General features: G+C 35.6%; 23 protein-coding genes. 18 read left to right on the top strand and 5 right to left on the bottom strand.

The features are described 5' to 3' along the window. Positions 1 to 21 precede the first annotated feature (21 nt). The 8 genes from G5W_RS0109970 to G5W_RS0109935 all read left to right on the top strand — a co-directional run bounded on the left by G5W_RS0109970 (position 22) and on the right by G5W_RS0109935 (position 9,756). The gene (locus G5W_RS0109970; protein WP_010096320.1) at positions 22 to 819 is read left to right on the top strand and encodes an EcsC family protein; all 798 of its coding nucleotides are present in this window, start codon (positions 22 to 24) and stop codon (positions 817 to 819) included. 78 nt (positions 820 to 897) lie between these two features. Next, positions 898 to 1,680 (top strand): serine/threonine protein kinase, encoded by a 783-nt coding sequence (locus tag G5W_RS0109965; protein ID WP_010096318.1) that lies wholly within the window; start codon positions 898 to 900, stop codon positions 1,678 to 1,680. Positions 1,681 to 2,143: 463 nt separating this feature from the next. After that, the gene (locus G5W_RS0109960) at positions 2,144 to 2,782 is read left to right on the top strand and encodes a TetR/AcrR family transcriptional regulator (RefSeq protein WP_010096316.1); all 639 of its coding nucleotides are present in this window, start codon (positions 2,144 to 2,146) and stop codon (positions 2,780 to 2,782) included. Positions 2,783 to 2,810: 28 nt separating this feature from the next. Next, positions 2,811 to 5,129 carry an ABC transporter permease gene (locus tag G5W_RS0109955; protein WP_010096315.1) on the top strand — a complete coding sequence of 773 codons (2,319 nt, stop codon included), beginning with the start codon at positions 2,811 to 2,813 and terminating at the stop codon, positions 5,127 to 5,129. Between the two features lie 4 nt (positions 5,130 to 5,133). Continuing rightward, a complete protein-coding gene (locus G5W_RS0109950; RefSeq protein WP_010096314.1) occupies positions 5,134 to 5,892 on the top strand; it encodes an ABC transporter ATP-binding protein in 759 nt (252 codons plus the stop codon). A gap of 378 nt (positions 5,893 to 6,270) precedes the next feature. After that, the gene (locus tag G5W_RS0109945) at positions 6,271 to 7,464 is read left to right on the top strand and encodes a DUF4317 domain-containing protein (RefSeq protein WP_010096313.1); all 1,194 of its coding nucleotides are present in this window, start codon (positions 6,271 to 6,273) and stop codon (positions 7,462 to 7,464) included. Between the two features lie 165 nt (positions 7,465 to 7,629). Continuing rightward, entirely contained in the window at positions 7,630 to 8,505 is an 876-nt protein-coding gene (locus G5W_RS0109940; RefSeq protein ID WP_010096312.1) for a pentapeptide repeat-containing protein, read from the top strand. A gap of 144 nt (positions 8,506 to 8,649) precedes the next feature. Further along, positions 8,650 to 9,756 (top strand): DUF4145 domain-containing protein, encoded by a 1,107-nt coding sequence (locus G5W_RS0109935; RefSeq protein ID WP_010096311.1) that lies wholly within the window; start codon positions 8,650 to 8,652, stop codon positions 9,754 to 9,756. Positions 9,757 to 10,027: 271 nt separating this feature from the next. On the opposite strand, the gene G5W_RS0109930 is transcribed toward G5W_RS0109935, so the two are convergent. Then, positions 10,028 to 10,663, bottom strand: coding sequence for a DUF4956 domain-containing protein (locus tag G5W_RS0109930; protein ID WP_010096310.1), 636 nt, complete (start codon positions 10,661 to 10,663; stop codon positions 10,028 to 10,030). A 2-nt stretch (positions 10,664 to 10,665) separates the two neighbouring features. After that, positions 10,666 to 11,427 (bottom strand): polyphosphate polymerase domain-containing protein, encoded by a 762-nt coding sequence (locus G5W_RS0109925; protein ID WP_010096308.1) that lies wholly within the window; start codon positions 11,425 to 11,427, stop codon positions 10,666 to 10,668. A 172-nt stretch (positions 11,428 to 11,599) separates the two neighbouring features. On the opposite strand from G5W_RS0109925, the gene G5W_RS0109920 reads away from it, so the two are divergent. Beyond that, positions 11,600 to 12,349, top strand: a complete 750-nt coding sequence (locus G5W_RS0109920) for an SDR family NAD(P)-dependent oxidoreductase (RefSeq protein ID WP_010096306.1) — start codon at positions 11,600 to 11,602, stop codon at positions 12,347 to 12,349. Positions 12,350 to 12,561: 212 nt separating this feature from the next. Beyond that, the gene (locus tag G5W_RS0109915; protein WP_010096304.1) at positions 12,562 to 14,220 is read left to right on the top strand and encodes a ribonuclease J; all 1,659 of its coding nucleotides are present in this window, start codon (positions 12,562 to 12,564) and stop codon (positions 14,218 to 14,220) included. 133 nt (positions 14,221 to 14,353) lie between these two features. Here G5W_RS0109915 and G5W_RS22800 read toward each other — a convergent pair whose 3' ends face one another. Then, a complete protein-coding gene (locus G5W_RS22800) occupies positions 14,354 to 15,916 on the bottom strand; it encodes a metal ABC transporter solute-binding protein, Zn/Mn family (RefSeq protein WP_010096302.1) in 1,563 nt (520 codons plus the stop codon). 619 nt (positions 15,917 to 16,535) lie between these two features. Here G5W_RS22800 and abc-f point away from each other — a divergent pair. Continuing rightward, a complete protein-coding gene (gene abc-f, locus G5W_RS0109905; protein ID WP_010096300.1) occupies positions 16,536 to 18,479 on the top strand; it encodes a ribosomal protection-like ABC-F family protein in 1,944 nt (647 codons plus the stop codon). 94 nt (positions 18,480 to 18,573) lie between these two features. Here the strand turns inward: abc-f and G5W_RS24045 are convergent, their stop codons facing one another. Beyond that, entirely contained in the window at positions 18,574 to 19,293 is a 720-nt protein-coding gene (locus G5W_RS24045; RefSeq protein WP_010096299.1) for a type II secretion system protein, read from the bottom strand. A 257-nt stretch (positions 19,294 to 19,550) separates the two neighbouring features. Next, positions 19,551 to 19,808: a hypothetical protein gene (locus G5W_RS0109895; protein ID WP_010096298.1), complete on the bottom strand. Its 258-nt coding sequence runs from the start codon at positions 19,806 to 19,808 to the stop codon at positions 19,551 to 19,553. Positions 19,809 to 19,934: 126 nt separating this feature from the next. On the opposite strand from G5W_RS0109895, the gene G5W_RS0109890 reads away from it, so the two are divergent. The 7 genes from G5W_RS0109890 (at position 19,935) to G5W_RS0109860 (ending at position 26,232) form a co-directional block, all read left to right on the top strand. Next, a complete protein-coding gene (locus G5W_RS0109890) occupies positions 19,935 to 20,630 on the top strand; it encodes a response regulator transcription factor (RefSeq protein WP_010096297.1) in 696 nt (231 codons plus the stop codon). Then, positions 20,627 to 21,628, top strand: a complete 1,002-nt coding sequence (locus G5W_RS0109885; RefSeq protein WP_010096296.1) for a sensor histidine kinase — start codon at positions 20,627 to 20,629, stop codon at positions 21,626 to 21,628. The genes G5W_RS0109890 and G5W_RS0109885 overlap by 4 nt, the downstream gene beginning before the upstream one ends. A gap of 97 nt (positions 21,629 to 21,725) precedes the next feature. Beyond that, positions 21,726 to 22,487 carry an ABC transporter ATP-binding protein gene (locus G5W_RS0109880; RefSeq protein ID WP_010096294.1) on the top strand — a complete coding sequence of 254 codons (762 nt, stop codon included), beginning with the start codon at positions 21,726 to 21,728 and terminating at the stop codon, positions 22,485 to 22,487. Then, positions 22,477 to 24,429: an ABC transporter permease gene (locus G5W_RS0109875; protein WP_010096293.1), complete on the top strand. Its 1,953-nt coding sequence runs from the start codon at positions 22,477 to 22,479 to the stop codon at positions 24,427 to 24,429. Before G5W_RS0109880 ends, G5W_RS0109875 begins: the two co-directional genes overlap by 11 nt. 105 nt (positions 24,430 to 24,534) lie before the next feature. Next, positions 24,535 to 24,777 carry a hypothetical protein gene (locus G5W_RS0109870; protein ID WP_010096291.1) on the top strand — a complete coding sequence of 81 codons (243 nt, stop codon included), beginning with the start codon at positions 24,535 to 24,537 and terminating at the stop codon, positions 24,775 to 24,777. Between the two features lie 19 nt (positions 24,778 to 24,796). After that, the gene (locus G5W_RS0109865) at positions 24,797 to 25,531 is read left to right on the top strand and encodes an AAA family ATPase (RefSeq protein ID WP_010096288.1); all 735 of its coding nucleotides are present in this window, start codon (positions 24,797 to 24,799) and stop codon (positions 25,529 to 25,531) included. Between the two features lie 68 nt (positions 25,532 to 25,599). Beyond that, positions 25,600 to 26,232, top strand: coding sequence for a copper homeostasis protein CutC (locus G5W_RS0109860; protein WP_010096286.1), 633 nt, complete (start codon positions 25,600 to 25,602; stop codon positions 26,230 to 26,232). Positions 26,233 to 26,238: the final 6 nt, after the last annotated feature.

Here is a 26,238-nt window from a genome sequence, read left to right as displayed (position 1 = left end):
TCAATATAGAGGAGACGAAACATGCCAGAATCTAAAGAATGGTTACAACAAGAATTAGATAGTGTTGAAAAATGGGAGCAGGACCAAAGTGGTTTATGGTTCTGGGAAAAGCTTGGAAGACTTCCATTCAAATTACTCGACAAGTTTACACCTACTTTTATTCAAGAAAAAATTGGCGAGATGCTAGATGAAACCGGAAAGTATATACAGACAGGAGGAAGTTACTTAAGCTCTGTCTCTAAAGTTACGGATTATTATCCCAATCATCCTGTCGAAACATTAGAAGATGTGAACAAGTTACCTATAGCTCTAATGGATGAGACATCAGAAAATTTATCCAATAATCGAAAGAAGATTGCTACAGCACAGGGGGCTAGTACGGGCATTGGTGGTATATTTACATTAGCCATCGACATACCGTTATTACTTGGATTGCAACTCAAAACGCTACAGGACATTGCTATTTGCTACGGGTATGATCCCAACAATCAAAAAGAGCGTTTATATATAGTTAAAGTTCTTCAATTTGTTTCTTCAGATTATGTTGGGAAACAAGCTATTCTAAACACGTTATCAAAGTTCGATGACCCAGAAGAGGACACGGAAAGGTTAGTTATGTCAGAACTACAAGGATGGAGAGAGGTATTCTTTACTTACCGTGATCAATTTGGTTGGAAAAAGCTTTTCCAAATGATTCCCATCGCAGGACTTGTATTTGGTGCTTTAATTAACCGCTCGGCTATAAAGGATATTAGTGAAGCGGGTAGAATGCTTTATCGAAAAAGAAGGTTAAGGGAACGAATAATTTTAGAAAAATAAAAAAGAACATTATGCTGTTTGGAGTAATTTAAATCTATTAGCGGTAGTAATCCGTCTCAAACGAAAAAGGGAGATATCATGTTACGACCAATTCGAAAATTTCAACAGTTCTTAGTAGATCATCCACTAAAAGCAGGCGAGATTATCCATCATCGATACCAAGTGGTGGATGTCATTGGAAAAGGCAGCTACGGTATTTTATACAAATGTATGGACAGAGAAACTAGAGATAACATTGTCATCAAGCAGCTCAGACCTAGCAAACGAAAGAAAATAAAAGAGATTAACCTATTTAAGAAGGAAGCAGAAATTATTGGTCAGTTAAACCATCCTAACATACCAACGTTTTTTGAGGCATTTTCTGAAAAGGAACATTATTTTTATGCAATGAGTCTTTTAGAAGCTGAGAATCTAGAAGAGACCATTTTTGCACGCAAGAAAACGTTTAATGAGAAAGAGTCTTTGCTTTTCATGAGGGAATTAATCGAAATTATAAATCATATTCATGAAAAGAAAATATATCATCTTGACCTAAGGATACCAAATATAATGATTCAAAATGATGAACCTTATTTAATTGACTTTGGTTTAGCAAGTCAAGGGAAAATGTTATTACCGATTAAAGAAGAAGATGCAAAATTACAGGATTTTTATGATATTGGAGATATCCTCTTATATTTGCTTTATACAACGTATTCTCCGAAAAAGAAAAAAGCTCTTCCGTGGACAGAAGAACTTGTATTGAAAAAAGAAACTGTTCATTTACTAAAAAGATTATTAAGAATCAGTGAACCGTATGGAACTATTGAGGAGATAAAACAAGATATTGCTGTGGCGATTCATTCAAAGGAGATAGTTTAGCTACTGCTTCCCCAACCACGACGCTTATATCGCTTACTGCCACTTAGTGGGTGATGGTGATGACGGTAACTACTTCCGCTATGGCGATGGTAGTGATATTTTCGTCTACTACTACTTCCACCGTAATATCGACCATGCCTTCTCGAGCTGCTTCCATATGATAGCTGCTTTAATGCTCTTTTGATTTTCCTAAACATTTTTAACCTCTTTTCAGGATTGTTATGATGTTCATACTATTATTTTAACATATCAGATTATGCATAACTAATGAAAACGCATTGTTGGAGTATACGCTTTATTCCGGTATTATTTTCTTAAAATAGGGCCGGAATAAGGAATTATTAAAAACTAGATGCTTCAAAAGAAACATTAATAATTCTTTACAAATAATTTTCAAAAAATTCATGATTATATGTTACTATATTATTGACTGACAGTCGGTCGATAGATACGGAGGTAAAGAATGAGAGTAGTGAAACGTGCGGAAGAAAGAAAAAATGAAATCCTTGATGCTGCTGATGAGCTTTTTGGTACGAAAGGATTCGATGGTACGACAACAAAGGATATTCTTGAGAAAGTTGGCATTGCTCGAGGAACGTTATATTACTATTTCCAATCTAAAGAAGAAATTATGGATGCCTTAATTGAACGGTACGCTACAAATCTATTAAATACAGCAAACTTCATTGCAAAGGATAAAAGTATTCCGATTCTAGAACGCATTGTTCATGTTGTGTTGTCACTTAACATAAGTGGTAGTAGCAGCTTAGAAATAATGGAACATATTCATAAGCCTCAGAATGCCCTTATGCATCAGAAAATTGAAAAGGTCATGATTACGGGTGTACCGCCAATTCTTGCTAGGATCATTGAAGAAGGGATTGAGCAAGGAGTTTTTAATACACCATTCCCTTACGAGTGTATGGAGATGGTTGTAACATATATGAATACTGTTTTTGATCATGATATGGTGCCGATGACGCAGGAGGAGCGTACTAAGCGGTTACAAGCATTTATATTTAACACGGAAAGGATGCTAGGTGCAGGTAGTGGAACGCTTATGAGCGTGATGCAGGCGTTTGTTAGCGAAGAAGATGCATAGATTTTGAAATCGAAGAAAGAGGTGACTTATGTATAAGAGAATCATATTAAACGACTTTCTAAGGAGTAAAATAATCAGTTTAACAACTATTATTTTTGTGGCTGCTGCGGCGATGCTTGTTTCCCTTGCTGCCATGCTAGTGGTAAATCTTTCAGGTGCATTAGATACACTTATGAAAGAAGCTAAAACACCTCATTTTATGCAGATGCATTCTGGGGATATTGATTTGGAACGGTTGGAAGCTTTTGCTGAACAAAATAGTAATGTAGATGAATATCAAGTTCTTGAATTTCTTAATATAGATGGAACTCAGATTGTTTTAGGAGAGAATTCTCTTGCTAATAATGTTCAGGACAATGGCTTAAGCGTTCAGAGTGAGAAATTTGATTTTTTGCTTGATTTAAATGGAAAGGTAATCAATGTATCAGATGGAGAGCTATATGTTCCAGTAAGTTATATGAGAGATAACACAACAAAGATTGGTGATAAGGCTGTGATTGAAGGAAAGGAATTTACGGTTGTAGGATTTCTCCGGGATTCTCAAATGAATTCATCACTCTCTGGGTCAAAACGGTTTCTCGTTAGTAAGAACGATTATGATGAGCTTAAAAACCATGGTAATATGGAATATTTGATTGAATTTAGATTAAAGGATGTATCCCAAATCGGAGAGTTTGAGAATGCTTATGCTTCTGAAGGTTTAGAAGCGAATGGTCCTGCGGTTACATATCAGCTTTTTAAACTAATGAATGCCCTTTCCGATGGACTGTTGATTGCAATAATCTTACTTGTGAGTGCACTAGTTGTAGCTATCGCATTTATGTGTATCCGTTTTGCGCTCCTTACCAAGATTGAAGGGGATTACCGTGAAATTGGTGTGATGAAAGCTATTGGGTTACGCATTTCCGATATAAAGAAAATGTATCTTGCAAAGTACGCAATGATTTCCGCTTTAGGTTGTGTTGTTGGTTTTGGTCTATCGTTAATATTGAAAGATATGTTACTCGAAAATATTAAACTCTATATGGGAGAGAGCAATAACACATTATTGGCATTGTTATTAGCTATCATTGGCATCCTGTGCTTATTCTTGACCATTATAGTATTTGTAAATATTCTACTTAGACGTTTTCGGGAAATTTCTGCTGCTGAAGCAATACGATTTGGATCAACACAGCAAAAAAGCTTAGGGGCAAGGCGTGTCACATTGGGTAGAAACAGGTTTATGAATACGAATATATTTCTCGGTATGAAGGATGTTCTCGGAAGGAAAAGGCTGTATGTAACTAGCTTAGCTGTATTGGTCTTCTCGGTGTTTATTATCATTGTTCCGCAAAACTTGTACAACACCATTTCATCGGATAAATTCACTCAAAATATGGGAGTTGGCAATTATGATATGCGTATCGATATTCAACAAACAGATAATATCCATGAGAAAACCTCTGAAATTGTTGAAGCTATTACGAATGATAATAGTATTACCCGATTTACGGTTCTAACAACAAAGACTTTCCAAGTAAGCGTGAAAGATGGAATAGAAGAAAATATGAAAGTGGAGTTAGGGGATCACTCGATTTTTCCTATCGAATATTCGAAAGGGAGGGCACCCATTACAGAGGAGGAAATAGCCCTATCAACTATATATGCTGATGAATGGAGTAAAAATGTTGGCGATAAGATTATTTTAACGGTTGAAGACGTGGAGACGGAACTTATGGTAAGTGGGATATACTCTGACATTACTAACGGTGGTAAAACAGCAAAGGCTGTATTTCAGGATAGTTCGAGTGATGTGATGTGGAACATCATAAGTGCAGAATTTACGAATAAGACGTCAGTCGATAAAAAAATATCTGAATATGTAAATGAGTTTGATTTTGCTAAGGTTTCAGGAATTGATGAATTTGTTAACCAAACTTTCGGTTCTACTATTCTATCTGTCAAGAAAGCTTCCTATGTAGCTATTGCTATTGCACTGATTATTACAATACTAGTTACATTGCTATTTTTGAAATTGTTAATAGTTAAAGATAGATACAATATTTCGGTTATGAAAGCATTCGGTTATACAAATAAGGATATTACGTTACAGTACACTTCAAGATCCGTTTTTGTTCTCATCATTGGAATAATTCTTGGAACTGTTTTAGCAAACACCTTAGGTGAACAGCTTGCAGGTATGGTGATTTCTTCATTTGGAGCATCAACATTTAAATTTTCAGTTGATGTACTACCATCCTATGTATTCAGTCCGATCATGATGATATGTGCCGTGCTTATTGCAACCATTATTGGAACGATGGGTATAAGGCGAATAAACATAACTGAGAATATGAAGGAGTAGGGTTATGGAAAAGTTGATAATTGGTGAGCATATTATGAAATCATTTGGAGAAGGTGAAGAGCAGCAGATTGTTCTTAATAGGATATCAATCGAAATAGGTGAAGGTGAGTTTATTTCGGTGATGGGGCCATCTGGTTCAGGGAAATCAACTCTAATGCATATTATAAGTGGATTGGATCGAATGGATGGTGGGAGAGTCACTTTTAATAATAGGAGTTTAGTAGATATGGGAGAGAATGAACTTTCTGACATGCGCCGTAGGGAAATGGGTTTTGTCTTCCAACAACCAACGATGCTTCATAACTTAAATATACTTGATAACATCATTCTTCCATCTATGCGTGACAATAGGAAAGAGGTTGCTAATCTAGTGGAGAAGGCAAGATATTTGATGAAGAAAGTAGGAATACTAGAGCTAGAAAAGCGCTCTATAACAGAGGTTTCAGGAGGGCAACTTCAACGTGCAGGTATCTGTCGATCGTTAATGAATCGTCCCAAGATCGTATTTGGGGATGAACCCACGGGTGCTTTAAATTCAAAATCAGCGGAGGAGATTATGGACATATTTTCCGAGATTAATAAAGAGGGAACTGCGGTAATGATGGTAACCCATGATGCGAAAGTTGCTGCTCGGACTGAGCGTGTTTTGTTTATGAGAGACGGAAAAGTGCTCGATGAAATAAAACTTCCAAAGTTTGATGGTAAGGATATCGAAAGAAGAGTTGAATATGTAACAGAAAAAATGTTAGAAATAGGCATTTAACGTTGGTACGAAAGGGTTCTCTACCTTTGAAATATAGTAAGTGAAAATAACTCGCTACGATATAGATCAGGAAGTAGCGAGTTATTAATGATTTTATTCAACTTATGCAAACTTAAGTGTTACCTTGTTCGTTTTAGTGGCGCTATTTCTCTGAGGTCATTGCTGTTATATAGGAAGCATCTCCACAATTGAACAGTCAAATGCTACTGTAATCTCTAACGCTTCTCCCTCACATTTAAGCGGTGTTTGACAATAGGACCAACAGGCTATTAAACAATATAGGAGAAATGATCAAGATGGGGCAAGGGACCTGTCCCCATGTCCCAAATTTGTGATAAAATGATAAGATGTTTGATTACCAATGTAGGAGTGGCGATTTTGAATAAAAAGGATATAGCAAATTTTCGTAAGCAATTTAAAGTAAATAATGATTTATTAAAGATACATGAAATCTATTATGTGTATATTATGAAGGAATCGAGTGATATTTACCACGACCAAAGCTTTCCTTTTGAAATGCTAGAAAAAGAGCAAAAAGAGTTATTTATGGATAATTTTAAAAAAGTGTTATCCGGGCAATTAGATGAAAAGTTATTTGAATTAAAGTTCCAGCAGGATGTGGAAGACAGCAGCCAGCTTATACTTCACCAGGGATTGTTAACCAATGATAAGGAAGAATGGAAAGAGAATATGCTCAAGCTTGTCGAGAAGATGCTGAAGGACAAGCAATATGAAATGGATATCGTGGTTACCTTTATTCGTGGGGAGTACCGAAAGCCGATGAAGGCTCGAAATGAAGAAGCGGAGGAAAGTGAATTTGATTCGGTATTCTCGAATGCCTTTATATTAGGAAGTATGAATAAGACATTAGATCCAAAGAAGGAATTACTTTTTGACTATGTGGAAAAAGAATTTAAATACAATATCGTGGTCGATCCAATCATCAATCTGAAGGCACCGATGTCAGGTTTCCTATTCCCATGTTTTACTAATAATTCTTCCGATGTGAATCATGTCCTTTATTCAGCTGGCAAAAAGTATGAGCTTGACTATCATTTTATTGAAGAAGTGTTAAACGCTGAAGAGACGATGACCGCTGAGGACGATAAGGTAGTATTTGAAGAGATTGTTAAAAAGGTAGCAGGTAATCAAATTAATACCTCTACACTTTCGAATGTTTATGATGAAATCCATCATATGATTGAAGAAAATGAAGATGAAGAAGAAATTCCGAAACTTGACTACAAAGATGTCGAAAAGGTCCTACGAAGCAGTGGTGTAAAAGACGTGGACACAGAAAAGGTAGAAACGGCATTTAAAACGGTTATTGATGATGAAACATATGAATTAAAAGCAAGTAATGTTCTTCCAAAATTCTCTTCAAAATCTATAAAAATCAAAACAAAGGTCGCGGACATTGCTGTTAGTCCACAGGATTTACGTTATGTCCGTCAAGTTCACTTTGATGGTAAACTTTGCTTAATGATAGAGGTAGAAGAAAACACCATGATTGAAGGATTTGAAATGATTCCAGAATCGTTGTTTAAGAAAGTAAATGAAGATAATGAATAATTAGAAACCTAGGTTGTCTGCCTAGGTTTTTTTCGTTGGTAGATGGAAAGTAAAAAAGTCATTCTCGCAGACATAAGAAAAACTAGCAATGAGTGAGTGAGAGTTTTTCTAAGAAGAAGGAAATTATTCATGTAATAGAGAATTATTGGTAAGGGAAATGAATTCATGATTAAATTTGATTCGAGAAGAGGTCGAGAAATGGAAGCAACAGTAGCGAATAGAGTTAGAAAAAGTTTAACAGCAGATTGTTCCGCATGTTTTGGATTGTGTTGTACAGCCTTAAACATCATTGCTTCCAGTGACTTTGCTATGGATAAACCTGCTGGGACACCTTGCACCTATTTGCAAGAGGATTTTAAGTGTCACATCCACAAGGACTTGCGAAAAAGTGGCTTTAAGGGTTGTACAGTTTATGATTGTTTAGGAGCAGGTCAAAAGGTTTCCCAGGATACATTTAAAGGTTATAGCTGGAGAGAAAATCCTACTGATGCTAAGCAAATGTTTGAGGTTTTTCCTGTCATGGAACAACTCTATGAGATGATTGCTTTTATTTCGGAAGCACTGACATATGAAATATCAAAAGATCTGCGTATGGAACTAACAGGTCAATTGGAACATTTACAGAGCTTAATAGAGTTAGATGCGAGAAATCTAGTCTCGTTAAATATGGCTGCGTGCCGATTACCGGTAAATGAGGTACTCCTGAAAACAAGTGAAGTTGTCCGAAGTAACCTAAGTAGAAATGTTTTTTCTATTAGGATGGGAAGACAGTATAGAGGAATGGATTTGATCGGACGGAGTTTGAAAGGTAAGGACTTGAGAACAGCAGATTTTCGCGGTGCATTATTAATTAAGGCAGATTTGAGAGGTACAGATTTAAGAGGAGCTGATTTTATTGGGGCGGATTTGCGTGATGCTAATTTATGTGGTGCAAATCTAACTACCAGTATGTTTTTAACGCAAATGCAAATTAATTCTGCTAGCGGTAATAATAAAACTTTATTACCGTCATACATTCAACGTCCATCTCATTGGTTTTAATGATATTAATAATTAGCTAATTAAAACAGACAAAAAGACTGTTAGCATTCTTTACCATAGAACTAAACCCTTTTCTTACTAATCTCCTCCATTAAAATATGGTAGGATAGAAGGATGGTGTCACAGATTTATGGAGGGAATAGCATGCAAGAAGAAGCATATTTTTATCGTTTTTTAGAGCCTGTATCTCGGGATTTAGCAAATATAGCAAGACAATTAGAGAATAGTATTTTTACAAGTCCTAGAGTTGTATTGACACACTCTAGAATCTTTATTGAACATATTTTACAGAAAGTAATTCACATAGAAGAGCTCTCGAAAATCGGAAAGCTCACACTGATTGACCAGATTAACTTACTGGATGAGAATGGATACTTAACACAGGAAATTAGAGATGCATTGCATTATGTGAGAAAGCTAGGTAACCAGGCAGCACACAATCCAAGAAAGTTTCGTTATTCAGAAGCTCTTTTATGTTGGGAATCCATTTATACGATTGTGAAATGGTATGTAGAAGTTTATGGCTCACTCCATTTGGAAGTGCCTGAATATCAAGATCCGTCACCGAGGAAACAACAAATCTATGATATTCAAGAACTCGTATTTAAATTAGATGTTTTAGAGAAAAAGCTTTCTGAGGCAATGACTACTCCAGAGCAAGAAGAAGCGCTAGAGGAAATAGCTAGTTCTGTTGATATGGATAAGGTCGAAGCTCTTCCAGGGGATACTACTATCAGATCCATTCGATATAAGGGTGAATCAATCGATATACCTTATTTCCTTCGGGATGCATTTCTTCTACCACAACGGTTTGAGAAATCTGAAACATTCCTAATTCGACTTGGAGCAGAGCAACAGGGGAGAATCATGAGTGAGCTTCCCAATAATTTAGAAGGACTCTCCAATCATGTGAAACGATTCTATGAAAAACATGAGGAAATGTTTTTTGAGGAATTAAAAATATTTATACAAGAAGAGAAGATACGGAGAAGGATTGTTTCGGAACGACCAGGAGAGCTGTTTTTCTTCTTCAAAACCGATTATATTGTGGTGACAGAAGAATTATCAGCTGTTCCGTTAACAGAAGATAAGTTTTCCAGTATTCCGAATTTGTTAAGACAATTACAGGAAGATCAAATTGAGAAGGTTGGGCAATTACCAATGGAGTTACTAATCTTAGCGAAGTATGACCGAGTTGGTATTGGAACAGTGGAGAAATTATTTGACCAATTGAAGGATATGCAAAGGTAATAGACGTTCTGAAAAATTTCTTGAAACACTAGCATCGAAAGTGATAAAATGTAAAAATCAGTGGAAGTGCTAATTGCACAGCCAATAGCTAGATTTGCGATGAAAAAACTGCATGAAGCTCAAGAACGTAAAGCAGTAAGTGCATAAATGAATAAAACCGCAAAACCCGATTGATTTTTAACTAAAAATCAATCGGGTTTTTATACGGTCTAACAGGATGAAAAGTGGACTGCAGCTTTCACTACCTTAACCTAAATATTTTTAACAATCCTCACTTAACTCCCTCCAGATAGGACAAGGAAACCTTTAAATTAGCATTTCGTTCCCGAATAGTATTTAATAGATCTTGATCCCTTGTATCTACCTTACTACGAATCGCAAATGTATAAAGAATCATCGTGCCGAGGTTAGTTGTTTCTACTTTCCTCAATGCATAGCTTTCTGTATATCGATTTAGTATATCTTCAAATAAATCTTCATGGTTCAGATTTTCCGGTACAGTAATTTTTAAAATCTGCGAATCTTTTCCTTTGGCATAATTAAATTTATATAGTAAATAGATAATCCCTGAAGCAAATAGTGTTAGCATAACGGCCATGCCAATATGGTTTAGACCAGTAGTCATGCCAACAATTAAGCCGAAAAACATAAAAGCAATATCCTTTGCATCGGTCACAGCACTTCTGAAACGAATTAATGAGAATATCGCAAATAACCCAAAGGCAACCCCAGCGTTATCACTGACTACATTCATAACGACTGATACGATTACACTCATAATGATAATCGTATGAACAAAAGACTGGGAGTAGCGTTCTCCCCTAAAGGTTAATTGATAAACCACCGTTATAATTAGACTCAAGATAGCTGCTGCCACCATACCTAATATTGTTATCGTTAATTCCATTTTCAACCTACTCCCACCATAGTAAATTCTTTTTGTAAATCCACAGGTAAAATGTTTCTTTTTAATAGCTCTAAACTTGTGCAAAATTTTGATGCGCTTCTTTGCTCACATTCTAAGTCTTGCAAAAAGCGCGTTAGCCATAATGGAACACTATTGCTTACTTTAACTTCTAGTACAATAAGATTCGGATCAATAAAATTATCTCCATATGATCCATACTCTATATTTAGATGATGTTTCCTACAGCGTAAATTTGCATCAAATGTAACTCGAAGATCAGGGTCTGCTTTACTTTGAAAAGCGTGCCTGTCATAGCTAACCACCATTTCGGGATTGAGTTTGTATAGTTTGCGAAAGTGATGTATTTCTTTAAAAATTTGATAGTTGGAAACCTCATATTTTTCCTCTAAATCCTCTGAAGGCTTATTGATATAATGGTAGGCGCTTTTTAGTGGAATAGCAGTTCTTCTTTTATTGACAACGTTATTATATTTTTGTTTCACCTCAAAAAATGCTCTGCCATCTATATCTGTATCATCATATATCCGTAGACGAAGTTTTTGTCTGAAGCGCAGTTTGTTTTTGGTTTCAAAATATATATCATGGTTAGCATTATCGAAATACAAGCTAGTTACTGTATATTTCCCGTTATTACCAAATTTGTCATGTTGCATATGGGGTGTCATTAGGTCGACAAGTATTTCGTATTGCAGTTTGGTAATGAGATATTTTTGTTCTCTTCTGGTGAATATTTCTAATACCATTTTCTCTCACTCCTTTTCACATATTGTCTTAAGAATAAATTTACATATAGATTCTTATAGCTTCCTAATAATGGAATGAGAAGATAATGAGAAATTCATGAGTAATTCGTGTTTAAAAAACAAACCATATTACAGTAAAAGTATGATTGGAAAAGATAAGGAGGAAAAAATCATGTCAGAACGCTTTAAAGGGAAAGTGGCAGTAGTAACAGGTGGAGCAAGTGGAATTGGAGAGGCTACTGTAAAGCAGTTTGTGCAGGAAGGAGCAAAGGTTGTTATCTCAGATATGTCTGAAAAAGGGAAAGAGCTATCAGATCAACTTAATCACGAAGGTTATGAAACAATTTTTATAAAGACAGATGTAACTAGTGAAGAAGATGTTAAAAACATGATAGAATCAACCATTGAGAAATTCGGTAGTCTTGATGTGCTCTTTGCTAATGCAGGTATTGGCGGTATGACTCTTGTTCATGAGACAAGCTTTGCAGATTGGAAGAAAATTATTGACGTAAACTTACACGGTGTTTTTCTTTGCAATAAATATGCTATTATTCAAATGTTGAAGCAAGGAAATGGTGGTGCAATCGTTAATAATGATTCTATCCATGGTGTTGTCGGAAAAATAGGTGTTGGATCTTATAGTGCCGCAAAAGGTGGGGTTAAATTACTAACACAAACGGAGGCGGCGGAGTATTCTGCTAAAGGAATTCGTATAAATAATGTGAACCCAGGTTATATCGACACTCCACTTTTAGCAAGTATTCCACCAGAAGTAAAACAGGAATTAATTGATTTACATCCAATTGGGCGGTTAGGAAAGCCGGAGGAAGTGGCAAAAGCAGTTGTATTTCTAGCAAGTGATGATGCATCCTTTATAACTGGCGCTAGTCTACTTGTTGATGGTGGATATACAGCAGTTTAACATGGTAAATAAGTGAACATTCGAAGATTATTAGGAAAGTTTATATAAAAATTGTTATAAAAAACCTTCCTTATAATTATTGTTTCATTTGAAAAATATTCCCAGTAATACAGATAATACTGAAAATAGTAGGACATACTAAAGTATATTTATCACGCAAATCAATTGGTATTTATTAATCAGTATTTACTATTATCAGGAGGGTATTTATCTTGGAAAATGTTCTATCTGTTTTTGCCCTTGGCGGTCTAAATGAAGTTGGGAAAAATATGTATGCTATTGAGTGTGGAGAGGAGATTGTTGTTTTAGATTGCGGCAATAAGTTTCCAGATGAAAGTTTATTAGGGATAGACTTAATTATCCCCGATATATCTTATTTAGAGGAAAATAAAGATCGGGTTAGTGCTTTAATTGTTACTCATGGTCATGAGGATCATATTGGTGGGATTCCTTATTTTCTTAAGAAGGTAAATGTACCTGTGTATGCAACTCGATTTACACTTGGGTTAATAGAAATTAAGTTAAAAGAACATCGTCTTTTAAGGGAAAGCCAACTTTACGAAATTAATGCGGATTCTACATTGCAGATTGGAAAATTAACTATAAGCTTTTTCAAAGTCAATCATAGTATTCCAGATTGTTTAGGAATAGTGTTTGATACTCCACAGGGAACAATCGTACATACGGGAGATTTTAAATTTGATATGACGCCAGCAAATGATGAGCGATCCGATTTTCACAGAATGGCGGAGATTGGAAAGAAAGGGGTCCTTCTTCTATTATCGGAAAGTACCAATGCAGAACGAAAAGGCTTCACCCCTTCAGAGCATATGGTTGGAGAGAATCTGGAAAATATCTTTATGAAAGCAAAGCGGAAGATTTTTGTTTCTACTTTTGCATCTAATGTCAGCCGATTACAACAGGTTATCCATGCTTCCTATAAGACGAAACGTAAGGTAGCTTTACTAGGTCGATCTATGGTTAATGTTGTAGAGGTTGCCATGTCACGAGGGTATTTAACGGTGCCAAAAGGGATGCTGATTGAACCGCGAGATATCGATAATTATCCACCAGATATGGTGACAATTTTATGTACCGGTAGCCAAGGAGAGGAAATGGCAGCATTAAGCAGATTATCTACTGGGAATTTCCGTGATGTTAATGTTCTAGCTGAGGATACTGTTATCATTGCAGCTGGGCCAATCCCAGGCAATGAGAAAAGTGTCTCCCTTATTGTTGATAATCTTTATAAACTCGGTGCTCATGTGATTTATGGTTCAGGCAGTAGCTCTGGGATGCATGTGTCAGGGCATGGTTATCAAGAGGATTTAAGACTCATGTTGACCTTAATGAAGCCAAAATATTTCATTCCAATACACGGTGAATACCGAATGCTACACCACCATTGTTTGCTTGCTGAGTCTGTAGGAGTAGAGCGTGACAATATGTTTATTCTAAATAATGGTGATGTTGTGGATATAAAGGATTCAGTCGCCCGAAGCACGAGAGTAATTCCAGCTGGTAGCACGTATGTAGATGGTATAGATGTGGGTAATATGGAATTTGTTTTGCGTGATCGTAAGCAGATTGCTGAGGATGGTATGTTAATGATTATTTTACCGATGAGTAAGACTGACAATAAGGTATTAGCCGATCCAGAGATTATATCTCGGGGATTTGTAGATAATAATTTTTCTGAGCTTCGTAGAGGGATGATTCGGATAATCATGAATACCATTGAGGAGTTGCATGATGCGGAACGGTATTCTTGGAATGTGAAGAAGAAACAAATTAAAAGATTTATACAGGGTTATATTAAGGAGCGCACGAGGAAAGAGCCGATGATTGTTCCGATATTGATTGAGATTTAATTTGAGTTGTATAGAAGAGGTATAAAGACTATTACACAATCATATACCATTTTTAGAGTTAGGTAATATAAATAACAAGGTGATACTTCCCTAATTATAGACTCAGGGAAGTATCTTAATCTTAATAATTAATTTACTTCGTTGCTTGGTCTAACACTTTTAGATTTTGCTCCATCAGTGAGAAATAATTCTTACCATTATCCAAATCATTTTGAGTTAAGACTTCAAGATTATGAAGAGTTAAGGGAGTCGCTCCTATTTCTTTTTGAATTATTTCTGCCAAACGATTAGAACTATTTTGTTCAAGTAGAACATACTTTAAATCATGTTCCTTAGATTGATTAATAATTTCCGTCAACTGCTTCTGAGATGGCTCATCACTTGTAGATAGACCATTAATCGCAATCTGAGTGATCCCATAACGCTCTTCCCAGTAACCGAAAGCAGCATGTGATACTATAATTGCTTTATTCTCCTTTGTCGACAGAACTTCAGTAAACTTAGAATCTAGGTCGGTAAGTTTTTCTTTTAATGCGATGAAATTCTTATTATAGAATTCTTCTTCAGCTGGATTTATTTCAGTTAGTTGATCCTTAACTATTTCTGCTACTTGAATCATACGTGCTGGATCTGTCCAAATATGTGGATTATGATCACCATCATGATTATCAATTTCTATCGTTACAGGATTGGATTCTGCCACTACATCATGATTATTACCATATAATACTGCCTTTATTTGTTGTCCATCAACTTCTGCTTCACTCTCATATTGGTTGGAATTCTGTCCATCAACTACTATCCACTCTTTTTCATCTGGATTTAACGTAAACCAATGTAAATGGTCATAACTTAGAGTTTCATCTATACTTGCTGTTAGTTTAATAGAATCACCGGTGTGATAATGATTGGATAGACCTTCTATTTCAACAATCACACCCGTTTTGCTTTGACCTTCAAGGGCATGACTATCTTCACCATGATGATGATCTCCTTCATGATCATCAATTCTTATAGTGACAGGTTTTGTTTCTGCCACAACGCTATGTTCTTCTCCATAAAGAACTGCCTTTATTTGTTGACCATTCACTTTCGCTTCACTCTCAAGACTATTAGATGTCTGTCCATCAATCTCTACCCAATCTTCTGCATCTGGATTCATTGTGAACCAATGTAAGTGGTCATAGTGTATGCCCTCTGCTATTTTTATTGTTAGTTTAATAGAATCACCTGTGTGATAATGTTCCGATAAACCGGTAATTTCAATATTTGCTGTATCTCGCTTTTCCTCACCGTGAACATGTTGTTCCTCATGTATATGACTACTATGGAATAATTCTTCATACTGACCCATCTCAATTAATGCTACATCATGTGGTTCTAATGCCTCTGCAATGGACGATGAAAAACCTTCCATACCTGAACCTAAATAAAAGAAAGCATCACTCTCTGCTATAGCAATAATATCTTTTGATGTTGGTTCGTATGTATGTGCGTCAGTTCCAGGTGGAAAAACAGTATTAACAGTAGCAGTTTTTCCAGCAATTTGTTCAACTGCAAACTTAATCGGATAAACAGACGTATAAATTGTAAGCTCTGAATCATCATTACTTTTAGTAGTATTTTCCGCTGTTGAACACCCTACAATAAATACACTAAATAATAGTAATGCAGTAATTACTTGTATATACTTCATTCCGCACTCTCCTCTTTAAAAATTTTATGAACAAACAATACTATATCGTAATGATTACGATTTGTAAACAGTAACCATTACGATTTATGTTATGTATCGAATAATTCATATTTTCCACAAAAGAGTTTATTAAACTCTTAACGAGTAAAGTTTTCACATGTGACCCCATGTCCCAACTGCCTATTTACAAAGTGATAAAAAAGTGTAATAATTAAGTGAATTTCAAATAGGGGGGTAAGTAAGACAATGATGCCGACTAATTGCTAATTATTAATTGTTTTTAATTAATAAGGATTTTTAATGAGTTTATTTGCAAATTTGCCTAATCATTAGGTTTATTTGTTATGCCATTAGGAATCAGGCAATTTAGAAGGTTACTTACTTACTAAAACGGAATTGATAATATAATGTGCAAGGACTTAATTAGTTCTTAAAAGTATGGCATGTGTATGGTTCATTGATCGTGTTATTGGCATATATTATAGTTCAGGACCATTTTAGACTGTAAGAAGTAATATCTTCTTATGGTCTTTTTATTTGTTCAAAATTATATAGTAAAGGTCTTCTTTGTCTATCCAGAATGGTGTAACGTACACAATGGATGAAAGTAGGAACGAATATGTTAGAACTTAGAGTAAGTGGTATTAAAAAATTTATGGATGCAACGTTAGTATTGGAGGATGTGTCCTTTGAAGCCTTTGATGGAGAAAAGGTTGGGATTGTAGGGGTTAATGGTAGTGGGAAAAGTACGCTACTTAAGATATTAGCTGGAATAGAAGAAATGAACTATTATCCAGGCTATCCACAAACGACTAGCTACGGCTATGATGAGGGATTGATTAACACAATCCCTAGTAAAGCAACTACTGCGTATTTAGAACAAGCTCCAGCATACCCAGAGGGAATGAAAGTAATTGATATTCTCAATCTAGCCTTTGAAGAAATCGATCAAATGGAAACACAACTGCGAGAACTAGAAGAGAAAATGAATACTTCTGAAGGTACTGTACTGGAGAAGGCTCTAAATAAATACAGTGATCTTGTTCAACTATACGAGGTAAAGGGTGGCTATGAACGTACAGAAAAATTAAGTAAGGTTTGCACGGGATTAAAGTTTAGTGAGAGCTTCCTGCAACGTGACTTTGACTTACTAAGTGGTGGGGAAAAGACAACAGTTATTTTAGGAAAACTTCTCATTCATAGTCCTGACATCCTGTTACTGGATGAGCCGAGCAACCATTTAGATATGGAATCAATTGAGTGGTTAGAGGGCTACTTGAAAAATTATAAAGGAATTGTCCTCATTGTATCGCATGATCGCTATTTTCTGAATCATGTGGCAACTAAAATTGTAGAAATTGAAGATAAAAGGTCTATCAGTTATAAGGGAAATTACTCAGCATATATAAGCCAAAAGGAAGAGAACTTACGGATTCAATTTGAACAATATCGTGAGCAACAGAAAAAGATTTCTACTATGGAAAACCAAGTCAAAGATTTACGTGATTGGGCCATGAGGGCAGATAATAATAAATTCTTTAGAAGAGCGGCAAGCATTCAGAAGAAATTGGATAAGATGGAGCGTATAGATCGACCGACTCTAGAGAGAAAGAATATGAGACTGGAATTTAAAGATGTTGACCGCTCAGGCAAAGAGGCCATAAAGGCAAAAGGTCTTACAAAGGGCTATGGGGATAAACCCATTTTCAAGGAAGCAGAGGTCATGATTCATTATGGGGAAAGAGTCGGACTGATTGGTCCAAATGGTAGTGGTAAAACCACTTTCCTAAAAATGCTGCTAGGAGAGGAACAGCCTGATTCAGGTACGATTGAAATGGGGGCAAGTGTTAAAGTAGCCTATTTACCACAAAATATTACTTTTCCGAATAAAGAACTGAGATTGATTGACGCTTTCCGTGACGATATAGCTATTTTGGAAGGGAAGGCTCGAGAATATTTAGCCAAATTCATGTTCTTTCAATCGAGTGTCTTTAAGAAAGTAAAGCATCTTTCCGGGGGAGAGAGGATTAGGCTTAAACTAGCTATACTTCTCTACCAAGAAATAAACCTATTAATCTTAGATGAGCCAACGAATCATTTGGATATAGATTCTATAGAAGCCATAGAAGAAGCCCTTGAAGACTTTCAAGGTACCATTTTCTTCATCTCCCATGACCGCTATTTTATAAATAAAATGAGTGACAGACTCATAGCAGTGGAAGAAAATAGCTTGAAAAGCTATATGGGGAATTACGATGATTACAAAATGGAAAAAGAAAAGCTACTGCTTGAAAATAATGAAAACTTAGTTACTGAAAGACCTAAGCAAAAAAACAAAGAGAAAAGAAATACCCAAGGAAAAAGGAATAAAAAGGAAGAAGCAAACTTACTGGCTAAAATTGAAATGCTCGAAAAAGAAATAAAAGAATTAGAGGTGGCAATGGCAGAGCAACCTTTGGATTATGTTGAACTCAATGAGTTGTATAAAAGAAAAGTAGAATTAAGCGAGGAACTAGAAGCCGCCACTGAAATATGGCTAAATTCCTCAGAATTATCATCGTAAGATTAGGAAACAATTATCAATACAGAAGCAAGGACCTCATAAAGTAGAATTTTCTACTACCAAGGTCCTTTTTCTGTTTTCCTATACGCTTAGGTTAATCCCAAAAATCTTCCCACCGTTCCCAGAACTCTCGCCAATCTAACCATTTCCACAATCTCAACCAGAAGTCCCACCAATTATCACCTGGTTCAGGGTTTGGAACATGAGGTGGTATAGTACCACTATCAGGATCGGAACCATCATTAGGGTCAGAACCTGTATCAGGATTGGAACCATCATCAGGGTCAGAACCTGTATCAGAATTAGAACCATCATCAGGATCGGAACCTGTATCAGGATTAGTGCCATCATCAGGGTTTGAACCGTTGTCTAGATCTTTACCGGGAGGTGTTACGGTCCCCTCGCAACTACCAATAACTCTGCTACCTTTCTTATTATCTTTTGAAATATCTTCTTTCGTTGCACATGCGAAAGTAATAGAAAATTTACCAACCGGAATAGTAGAAGTGACTAATGCATACTTTTTAGAATCTACCATAACGTTAAAATCACCCAGGTTGACGCTTTCAATATAAGGGCTTAATTCGTCAGATGATATAGAGGTAGAATCACTTTCATTGGAAGTCGTATATAGACTTGCTGCTATTAAGGTTAGTAATGCATCAGCTTTTACCGCATCTTCTTTGGATGACTGGATGATTCCACCGATACTAGGAACGGCAATTCCAATAATAATACCTAAGATAATGATTACTGCTAGAAGTTCAATTAGGGTGAAACCTTTTTGATTGGAGTGTTTTTTTCCTGTTTTCATTGACACTTCATCCTTTGGAAAATATAATCTATCAAACTTATGGACTATTATTATGTGAATTACTAGGTAAATAATACCATGATATATAACTTAAATGTTAACATAATTCACAATATTTTCCGGGAAATTTTAGTGGTTTAGTATTGTAATTTGATTCAATAATAAAAAACAAGTGTAGTCATAAATTCTACACTTGTCCTGGAATCGATAGAATTCATTTATTACAAGAATATAGTTAAAAAGGGTACAAATTTTTCCTATCTCATATACATATAAAGCCCAAACACAATAAAGGATAACCCGATAACGACAACATAAATCCAGGTTAAACTTTTAACATTGGATGATAAAGATTTTGTTTCATATTCATGAGACCTTTGGAGTTCACTTTTCGCTGTATCACCTGTTTCCTCATACTGCTTCATTTTTCTCTCTTCTTGTTTGATAACCATAAATGTAGCAACTAAAGCTATGATACAAATAACTAGTATAAAAGCGATTAGCCAGATATTCATCATAACCCTCCTAAGTTGATTGAATCTATTCTTCTATCATCATAGCATAAACAAATTTTTCTTTAAGGCTATTGTTCAAAATAGATGGTAAAATAATGGTACTAACTACTAGAAATGGTGATAACCTTGTTTAAAATCTTATTAGTTGAAGACGACACTACACTACGTCGAGAAATCCAGGAACGCTTATCCCAATGGTCCTATGAAGTATATGGAATTCAAGATTTTGGGAATGTGATGAAAGAATTTTCTAGTGTAAAACCAGATTTAGTCATCATTGATATACAATTACCAAAGTTTGATGGGTTCCATTGGTGCCGCATGATACGATCGCATTCAAAAGTACCGATAATCTTTTTATCATCTAGAGACCATCCAACAGATATGGTGATGTCCATGCAACTTGGAGCGGATGACTTTGTTCAAAAACCGTTTCATTTTGATGTGCTTATTGCTAAGATTCAGGCTGTCCTAAGACGAGTATACAATTATAGTATGGAACAGCAAATTCACCTGAAAGTCTGGAATTCTGCCACGGTGGATTATGTGAAAGGTACCGTAAAAAATGATATTGGAGAAATTGAATTAACAAAAAATGAAATGTTCATTTTGAAAATCCTAATCGAACATAACAATCAAATTGTAAGTCGTGAAGAACTAATTAGTGAATTATGGAATGACGAAAGATTTGTAAGCGACAATACATTGACAGTGAATGTAAATCGACTAAGGAAAAGCTTAGAAGTTATCAATCTTGGACATTTTATCGAAACAAAGATTGGACAGGGATATATGGCAAAGGAAGAGGATCATAACGAATGATGAAAGAGTATATCAGCGAAAAAAGAAATTGGATTATTTTCTTCTGTGTACTACAAGGATTATTCCTTTTAGTTGGCTATGTAGATCCTTCGATAAGGTTTCAATCTATCTTATATATGATTTTTCTTTCATCTGTACTCTTTATTTTATTTCTGGTTTTTCAATATAATCGAGAGATTTCTTTCTATAAAAAGGTAGAGGAATGGGCACCAAATATAGATGTCGAGATGTTAGAAGGAAAGACTCCTTTTGAAGCGATTGTAGAGAAGGCAATTAAACAGCAGGATGTATATTATAAGCGGGTATCGAATAACTTAGCTATTAGTATAGAAAAGGAAAAGGATGAATTATTAGCTTGGATACATGAAGTAAAAACGCCACTAACAACCATGCAGCTCATGCTGGAGAGAATGGATGATAAAGTGTTAAGGGAACAGTTGCTATATGAATGGCTCCGGATACATTTACTTCTGGATCAACAGTTACATAGCCGTCGTTTGCCTTTTATGGAAAATGACTTGTATATTGAAGCAATAGATATGGAAAAAATAATAATTACCGAGATTCGGTCATTGAAAACGTGGTGTTTTCAAAAGGAAATAGGTTTCGATATAAAATTAGAAGTCACAGATGTCCTATCGGATTCTAAGTGGCTACCATTTATTTTAAGGCAAATCTTAACGAATGCGGTAAAATATAGTGAGAAATCTGATATTCAAATACGTAGTTTTCTACGACATGGTAATATAACTCTGGAAGTAGAAGACCATGGTCGTGGGATTCAGACGAAGGATATTTCACGTATATTTGAAAAGGGATTTACCTCTACTGTGGATCATCAAAATCAGAATGCTACCGGTATGGGACTATACTTATCCAAGAAAGCGGCTGAATCTTTGAAAATCAAGATTGACGTACAATCTGTTTATGGAAAAGGTACAATTTTTACATTAACGTTCCCGAAGAAGAATGATTTTATTGAACTTACAGGCATGTGACAATCTTGTCACATGCTTTCGTATTTTGTTCGGAGAAACGAAGGAAAAGCGTGTGATAATCATCTATGATAAGGCTAGATAAAGGAGTTGAATGAAAGTGAGTATTTTAGAAGCAACGAATATTGTCAAAACCTATGGAAATAAGTGGAACCGTCAAGAGGTGTTGAAAGGAATTGACATCTCTGTGGAAAAAGGGGAGTTTGTTGGAATTATGGGACCATCTGGCTCTGGAAAAACTACTTTGTTAAACGTCCTTTCTTCCATTGATCATGTCTCACAAGGTACAATCCGTGTAGATGGTAAGGAATTTACCAGAATGCGTGATAAAGCACTGGCGGAATTTCGAAAGCGTCACCTAGGTTTTATTTTTCAAGAGTATCATTTATTAGATACATTGACGGTTAAGGAAAATATTATGTTACCACTAACGGTAAATAAAACACCAAAGAAAGAAGCGCAGCTTATGTTTGAACGGGTAACAAAAGAATTAGGAATCTTTGACTTAAAGGATAAATACCCAAATGAAATCTCAGGTGGACAAAAACAGAGAACCTCTGCTGCGCGAGCTTTTGTGCATCAACCAAGTATTATTTTTGCGGATGAACCTACCGGTGCACTTGATTCTAAATCAGCCTCTGACTTACTGAATAAATTGACGGATCTGAATGGAAAATTGAACTCTACCATCGTGATGGTTACACATGATCCATTAGCAGCAAGTTACTGTAGCCGTGTTATTTTTATTAAAGACGGACAAATCTTTACCAAATTAAATCGCGGTGATGAGAGTAGGCAGGAGTTTTTCCAGGACATCATCAAAACACAGGGTGTGTTAGGTGGGGTTCATCATGAGCTTTAAATCTCTCATTTTCAGAAATTTAATAAAGAATATGAAAAACTACTATTTATATGTTTTCGCGCTTATATTTAGTGTTTCATTGTATTTTGCTTTTGTTACCCTTCAGTATGATCCTTCAATGGATGCGGTGGAAGGTAGTATCAAGGGGGAAGCTGCAATGAAAACCGCGTCTGTACTATTAATAGCGATTGTGACTGTCTTTCTAGTGTATGCGAATAATCTCTTTATCAAGCGGAGAGGAAAGGAAATTGGACTATTTCAGCTTGTTGGGATTACGAAAAAGAACATATTTCGGATACTAGGCGTTGAAAATTTCACCTTATACTTTGGCTCGATGGTGGTAGGAATCTTTCTCGGCTTTGCTTCATCAAAGCTCATTATGATGATTCTATTAAAAATAATTGGGATTAATGAAGTGGCAGAACTACGTTTCTCAATGGAAGCTCTTATCCAGACATTGGTTGTTTTTGTCGTAATCTATATCATTATCTCGATTATTAATGCCTTGTTTATTAAAAGGCAACGGATATTGACATTATTCCATACGACTTCAACATCGGAAGAAAAAAAGCATAATGTGTCTATTTTGGAAATCATAATCGGAATACTTGGACTAGCTCTTATTATTTTCGGTTATTATTTATCTTCTAAGCTATTTGATGGTAAGTTTGTGATGATGGAGCAAATGTTTCTTGTCATGTTAATCATTCTAGCATCTGTAATTATCGGTACGTATTTCTTTTATAAAGGATCTGTCCGATTCATCTTTAATGTAATCAGGAAAAAGAATAACGGTTATTTATCGGTTAACAAAGTGCTATCCCTATCGTCGATTATGTTTCGGATGAAATCCAATTCATTCTTATTAACCGTTGTTACTACGGTATCTGCTCTAGCGATAGGGTTATTATCCTTGTCCTATATATCCTATTACTCTGCAGAGAAATCGTCCAAGGAATCCGTAGTCTATGACTTTTCGATTCCGAATGAGGAGCATGCTAATACGTTTACGTCCTTACTAGAAGAAACCGGAATAGCGTATGAGCGAACCGAAGTTGACATTTTAATGGCCAGAACCGATTTAACAAATATTGTAGAATTCGATATGGAAGCAGTAGAAACTTCTACTAATATTGATTTAAAAGGACCTATGGAATTGGTTTCTGATAAAGATATAACAGGGGTGGATGTCGCAGAGAATGAGGCAATCTTTATTAATGTTCATACAACAATAGAAGCTTTTATGTCCTTGAAGACAGGAGAAATTACGGTAAATGGAAATTCTAAGTCTTTCGATTTAGCATTAACCAAAATTGAAAATCGACATGAAATTCCTAGAAGGCTAACAAGTGGTGGATTTCCTGTTGCAGTAGTGGATGATTCGGTCTTTCAAGAATTACGTTTAGATCTTGATCCGGAAATAACCAATGATTTTCCAATTTCAATTGGTATTGATATAAAGGATGAAAAGGATATCGAAAAGGCAAATGAAATCTATCAAGCATCCGAAATGAGTAAATGGGCAGCACATGAGTCACAATTAGAAGACTTTAATAACCAGAAGAAGAATATGGGCTTGATTATGTTTGTTGTTGCTTTTCTCGGCTTAACATTTTTGATTACTTCAGGATGTATACTTTACTTTAAACAAATGGATGAAGGTGAACAAGAAAAGGGAAGCTATACGATTCTTAGAAAGCTAGGATTCACTAAGTCTGACCTGTTAAATGGAATCAAGATAAAGCAGTTGTTCAATTTTGGGATTCCTTTATTAGTGGGACTAAGCCATAGCTATTTCGCAGTTAAGTCTGGATGGTTTTGGTTTGGTACAGAAATGTGGACGCCAATGATTATTGTTATGGTGCTATACACATTCCTGTATTCAATCTTTGGAATTCTATCCGTTGTTTATTACCGGAAATTAATTAAAGAGGCGTTATAGATTTATACAAAGTCACTATGTCTAAATAGTGGCTTTGTTTGGTTTTTAATTTTTTTAATGGTAGCTTATACTAGTTTCAGAAGACATTTCGAGGGGAGTACTTATATGTCCAATTATTTTCTTGCTGTTACATATGATATCTGTGTACATAATGACTTATTTGAAGATATGAATGAATATCCGTTGGAAAGCGCTGCTAATCTTGTAGATCAGGTAAGAAAGTTCGCAAAACAGGATGTTGCTCCATTAGTTAAGGTATTTGAATCTACTTCCAGTGATTTTACTGGTGAATTAAAGCTATACAAGGAATTTAGATTTAAGGATTATGAATGTAAATGCGCAAAATAGGCTGAAGGAGGAGAAATATATGCTACTGAATCATGATACCCAGTACATTAAAAGAGTCGGTTTGAAACGTGATCATATTGAATCTTATGATAGATTTCCACTTAACCTACCTGTTATGAAGCAATTTGAAGAAATTATACTTCATCCAAATGTTACTTATATTATAGGTGAGAATGGAATGGGGAAATCTACTTTACTAGAAGCAATTGCGATAGGGTTAGGGTTTAACCCAGAAGGTGGAACATTAAACTTTAATTTTTCAAATTACGATTCTCATTCCGATCTCCATGAATATGTTCGAATCGCAAAAGGGGCAATTCGACCAAAGGACAGTTTCTTTTTTAGAGCAGAGTCTTATTATAATTTAGCTACGAATATTGAAGAATTAAATGTTGTTGATTCATATGGTGGTGTTTCATTACATGAGCTTTCACACGGTGAATCTTATTTTGCAACATTTATGCACCGATTCAGTGGTAATGGATTGTATATATTAGATGAACCTGAAGCGGCATTATCACCATTGAGGCAAATGTCGATGCTAGCAAGGATTCATGAGCTTGTGAAAGATGGTTCCCAATTTATTATTTCCACTCACTCACCAATTCTAATGGCTTATCCAGAAGCTAAAATTATTCAACTCACAGAGGATGGTATGGAAGAATCGAGTTTAGAAGAAACCAATCATTATAAAATCATGAAGCAATTCATGGAGGGAAGAGAAAGATTATTGCATCATTTATTTGATTCCTGATCATCCTAAAATATAGGATACTAGATTGGAAATAACCAACGTGATTAAACAATGATAGGTGGAATAGTATGATAAAAGAAGTAGTAGTAGAGAACTTTACCAAGGTACCGGATGTTATGGAAAGGGGTGCTAATCGCATCGAGCTTTGTGACAACCTTGCTGTAGGAGGAACGACGGTGAGTCACGCAGTAGCCGTTCAAACAATTGACTATTGTAAATCAAAAAATGTCCCCGTAATGGCAATGGTTAGACCAAGAGGTGGGAACTTCATTTATGGTGTAGATGAAATTGAGATGATGAAGCAAGACTTAATTCATCTGAAAGAGTTAGGCACGGACGGAGTAGTGTTTGGCTGCTTAACCGTGTCAGGATGGATTGACGAGGAAGCAATGCGTGCTTTATTAGGGTTAGCTGAAGGAATTGAAGTAGCTTTTCATATGGCATTTGATCAGATTAAGCCTGAATATCAATTTAAAGCAATTGATTGGTTAATAGAACATGGTGTTGATCGGATTTTAACACATGGGGGGGCAAGTGGTACTCGAATTGAGGACAATTTGGATAGGTTGAAGGAATATGTAGACTATGCTGCTGGTAGAATCACGATATTACCTGGCGGCGGAATAACTGACAGTAATTATCTTCACGTTACATCCGTGTTAGAGGTAAATGAAGTTCATGGGACGAAACTTGTTGGGTAATAAGCA

Origin of the sequence: Ornithinibacillus scapharcae TW25, assembly GCF_000190475.1 — a bacterium.
GTDB lineage: Bacteria > Bacillota > Bacilli > Bacillales > Amphibacillaceae > Ornithinibacillus > Ornithinibacillus scapharcae.
Note: the sequence above shows the minus strand (reverse complement) of the source record. Positions and strands in the feature narration are given on the sequence as shown.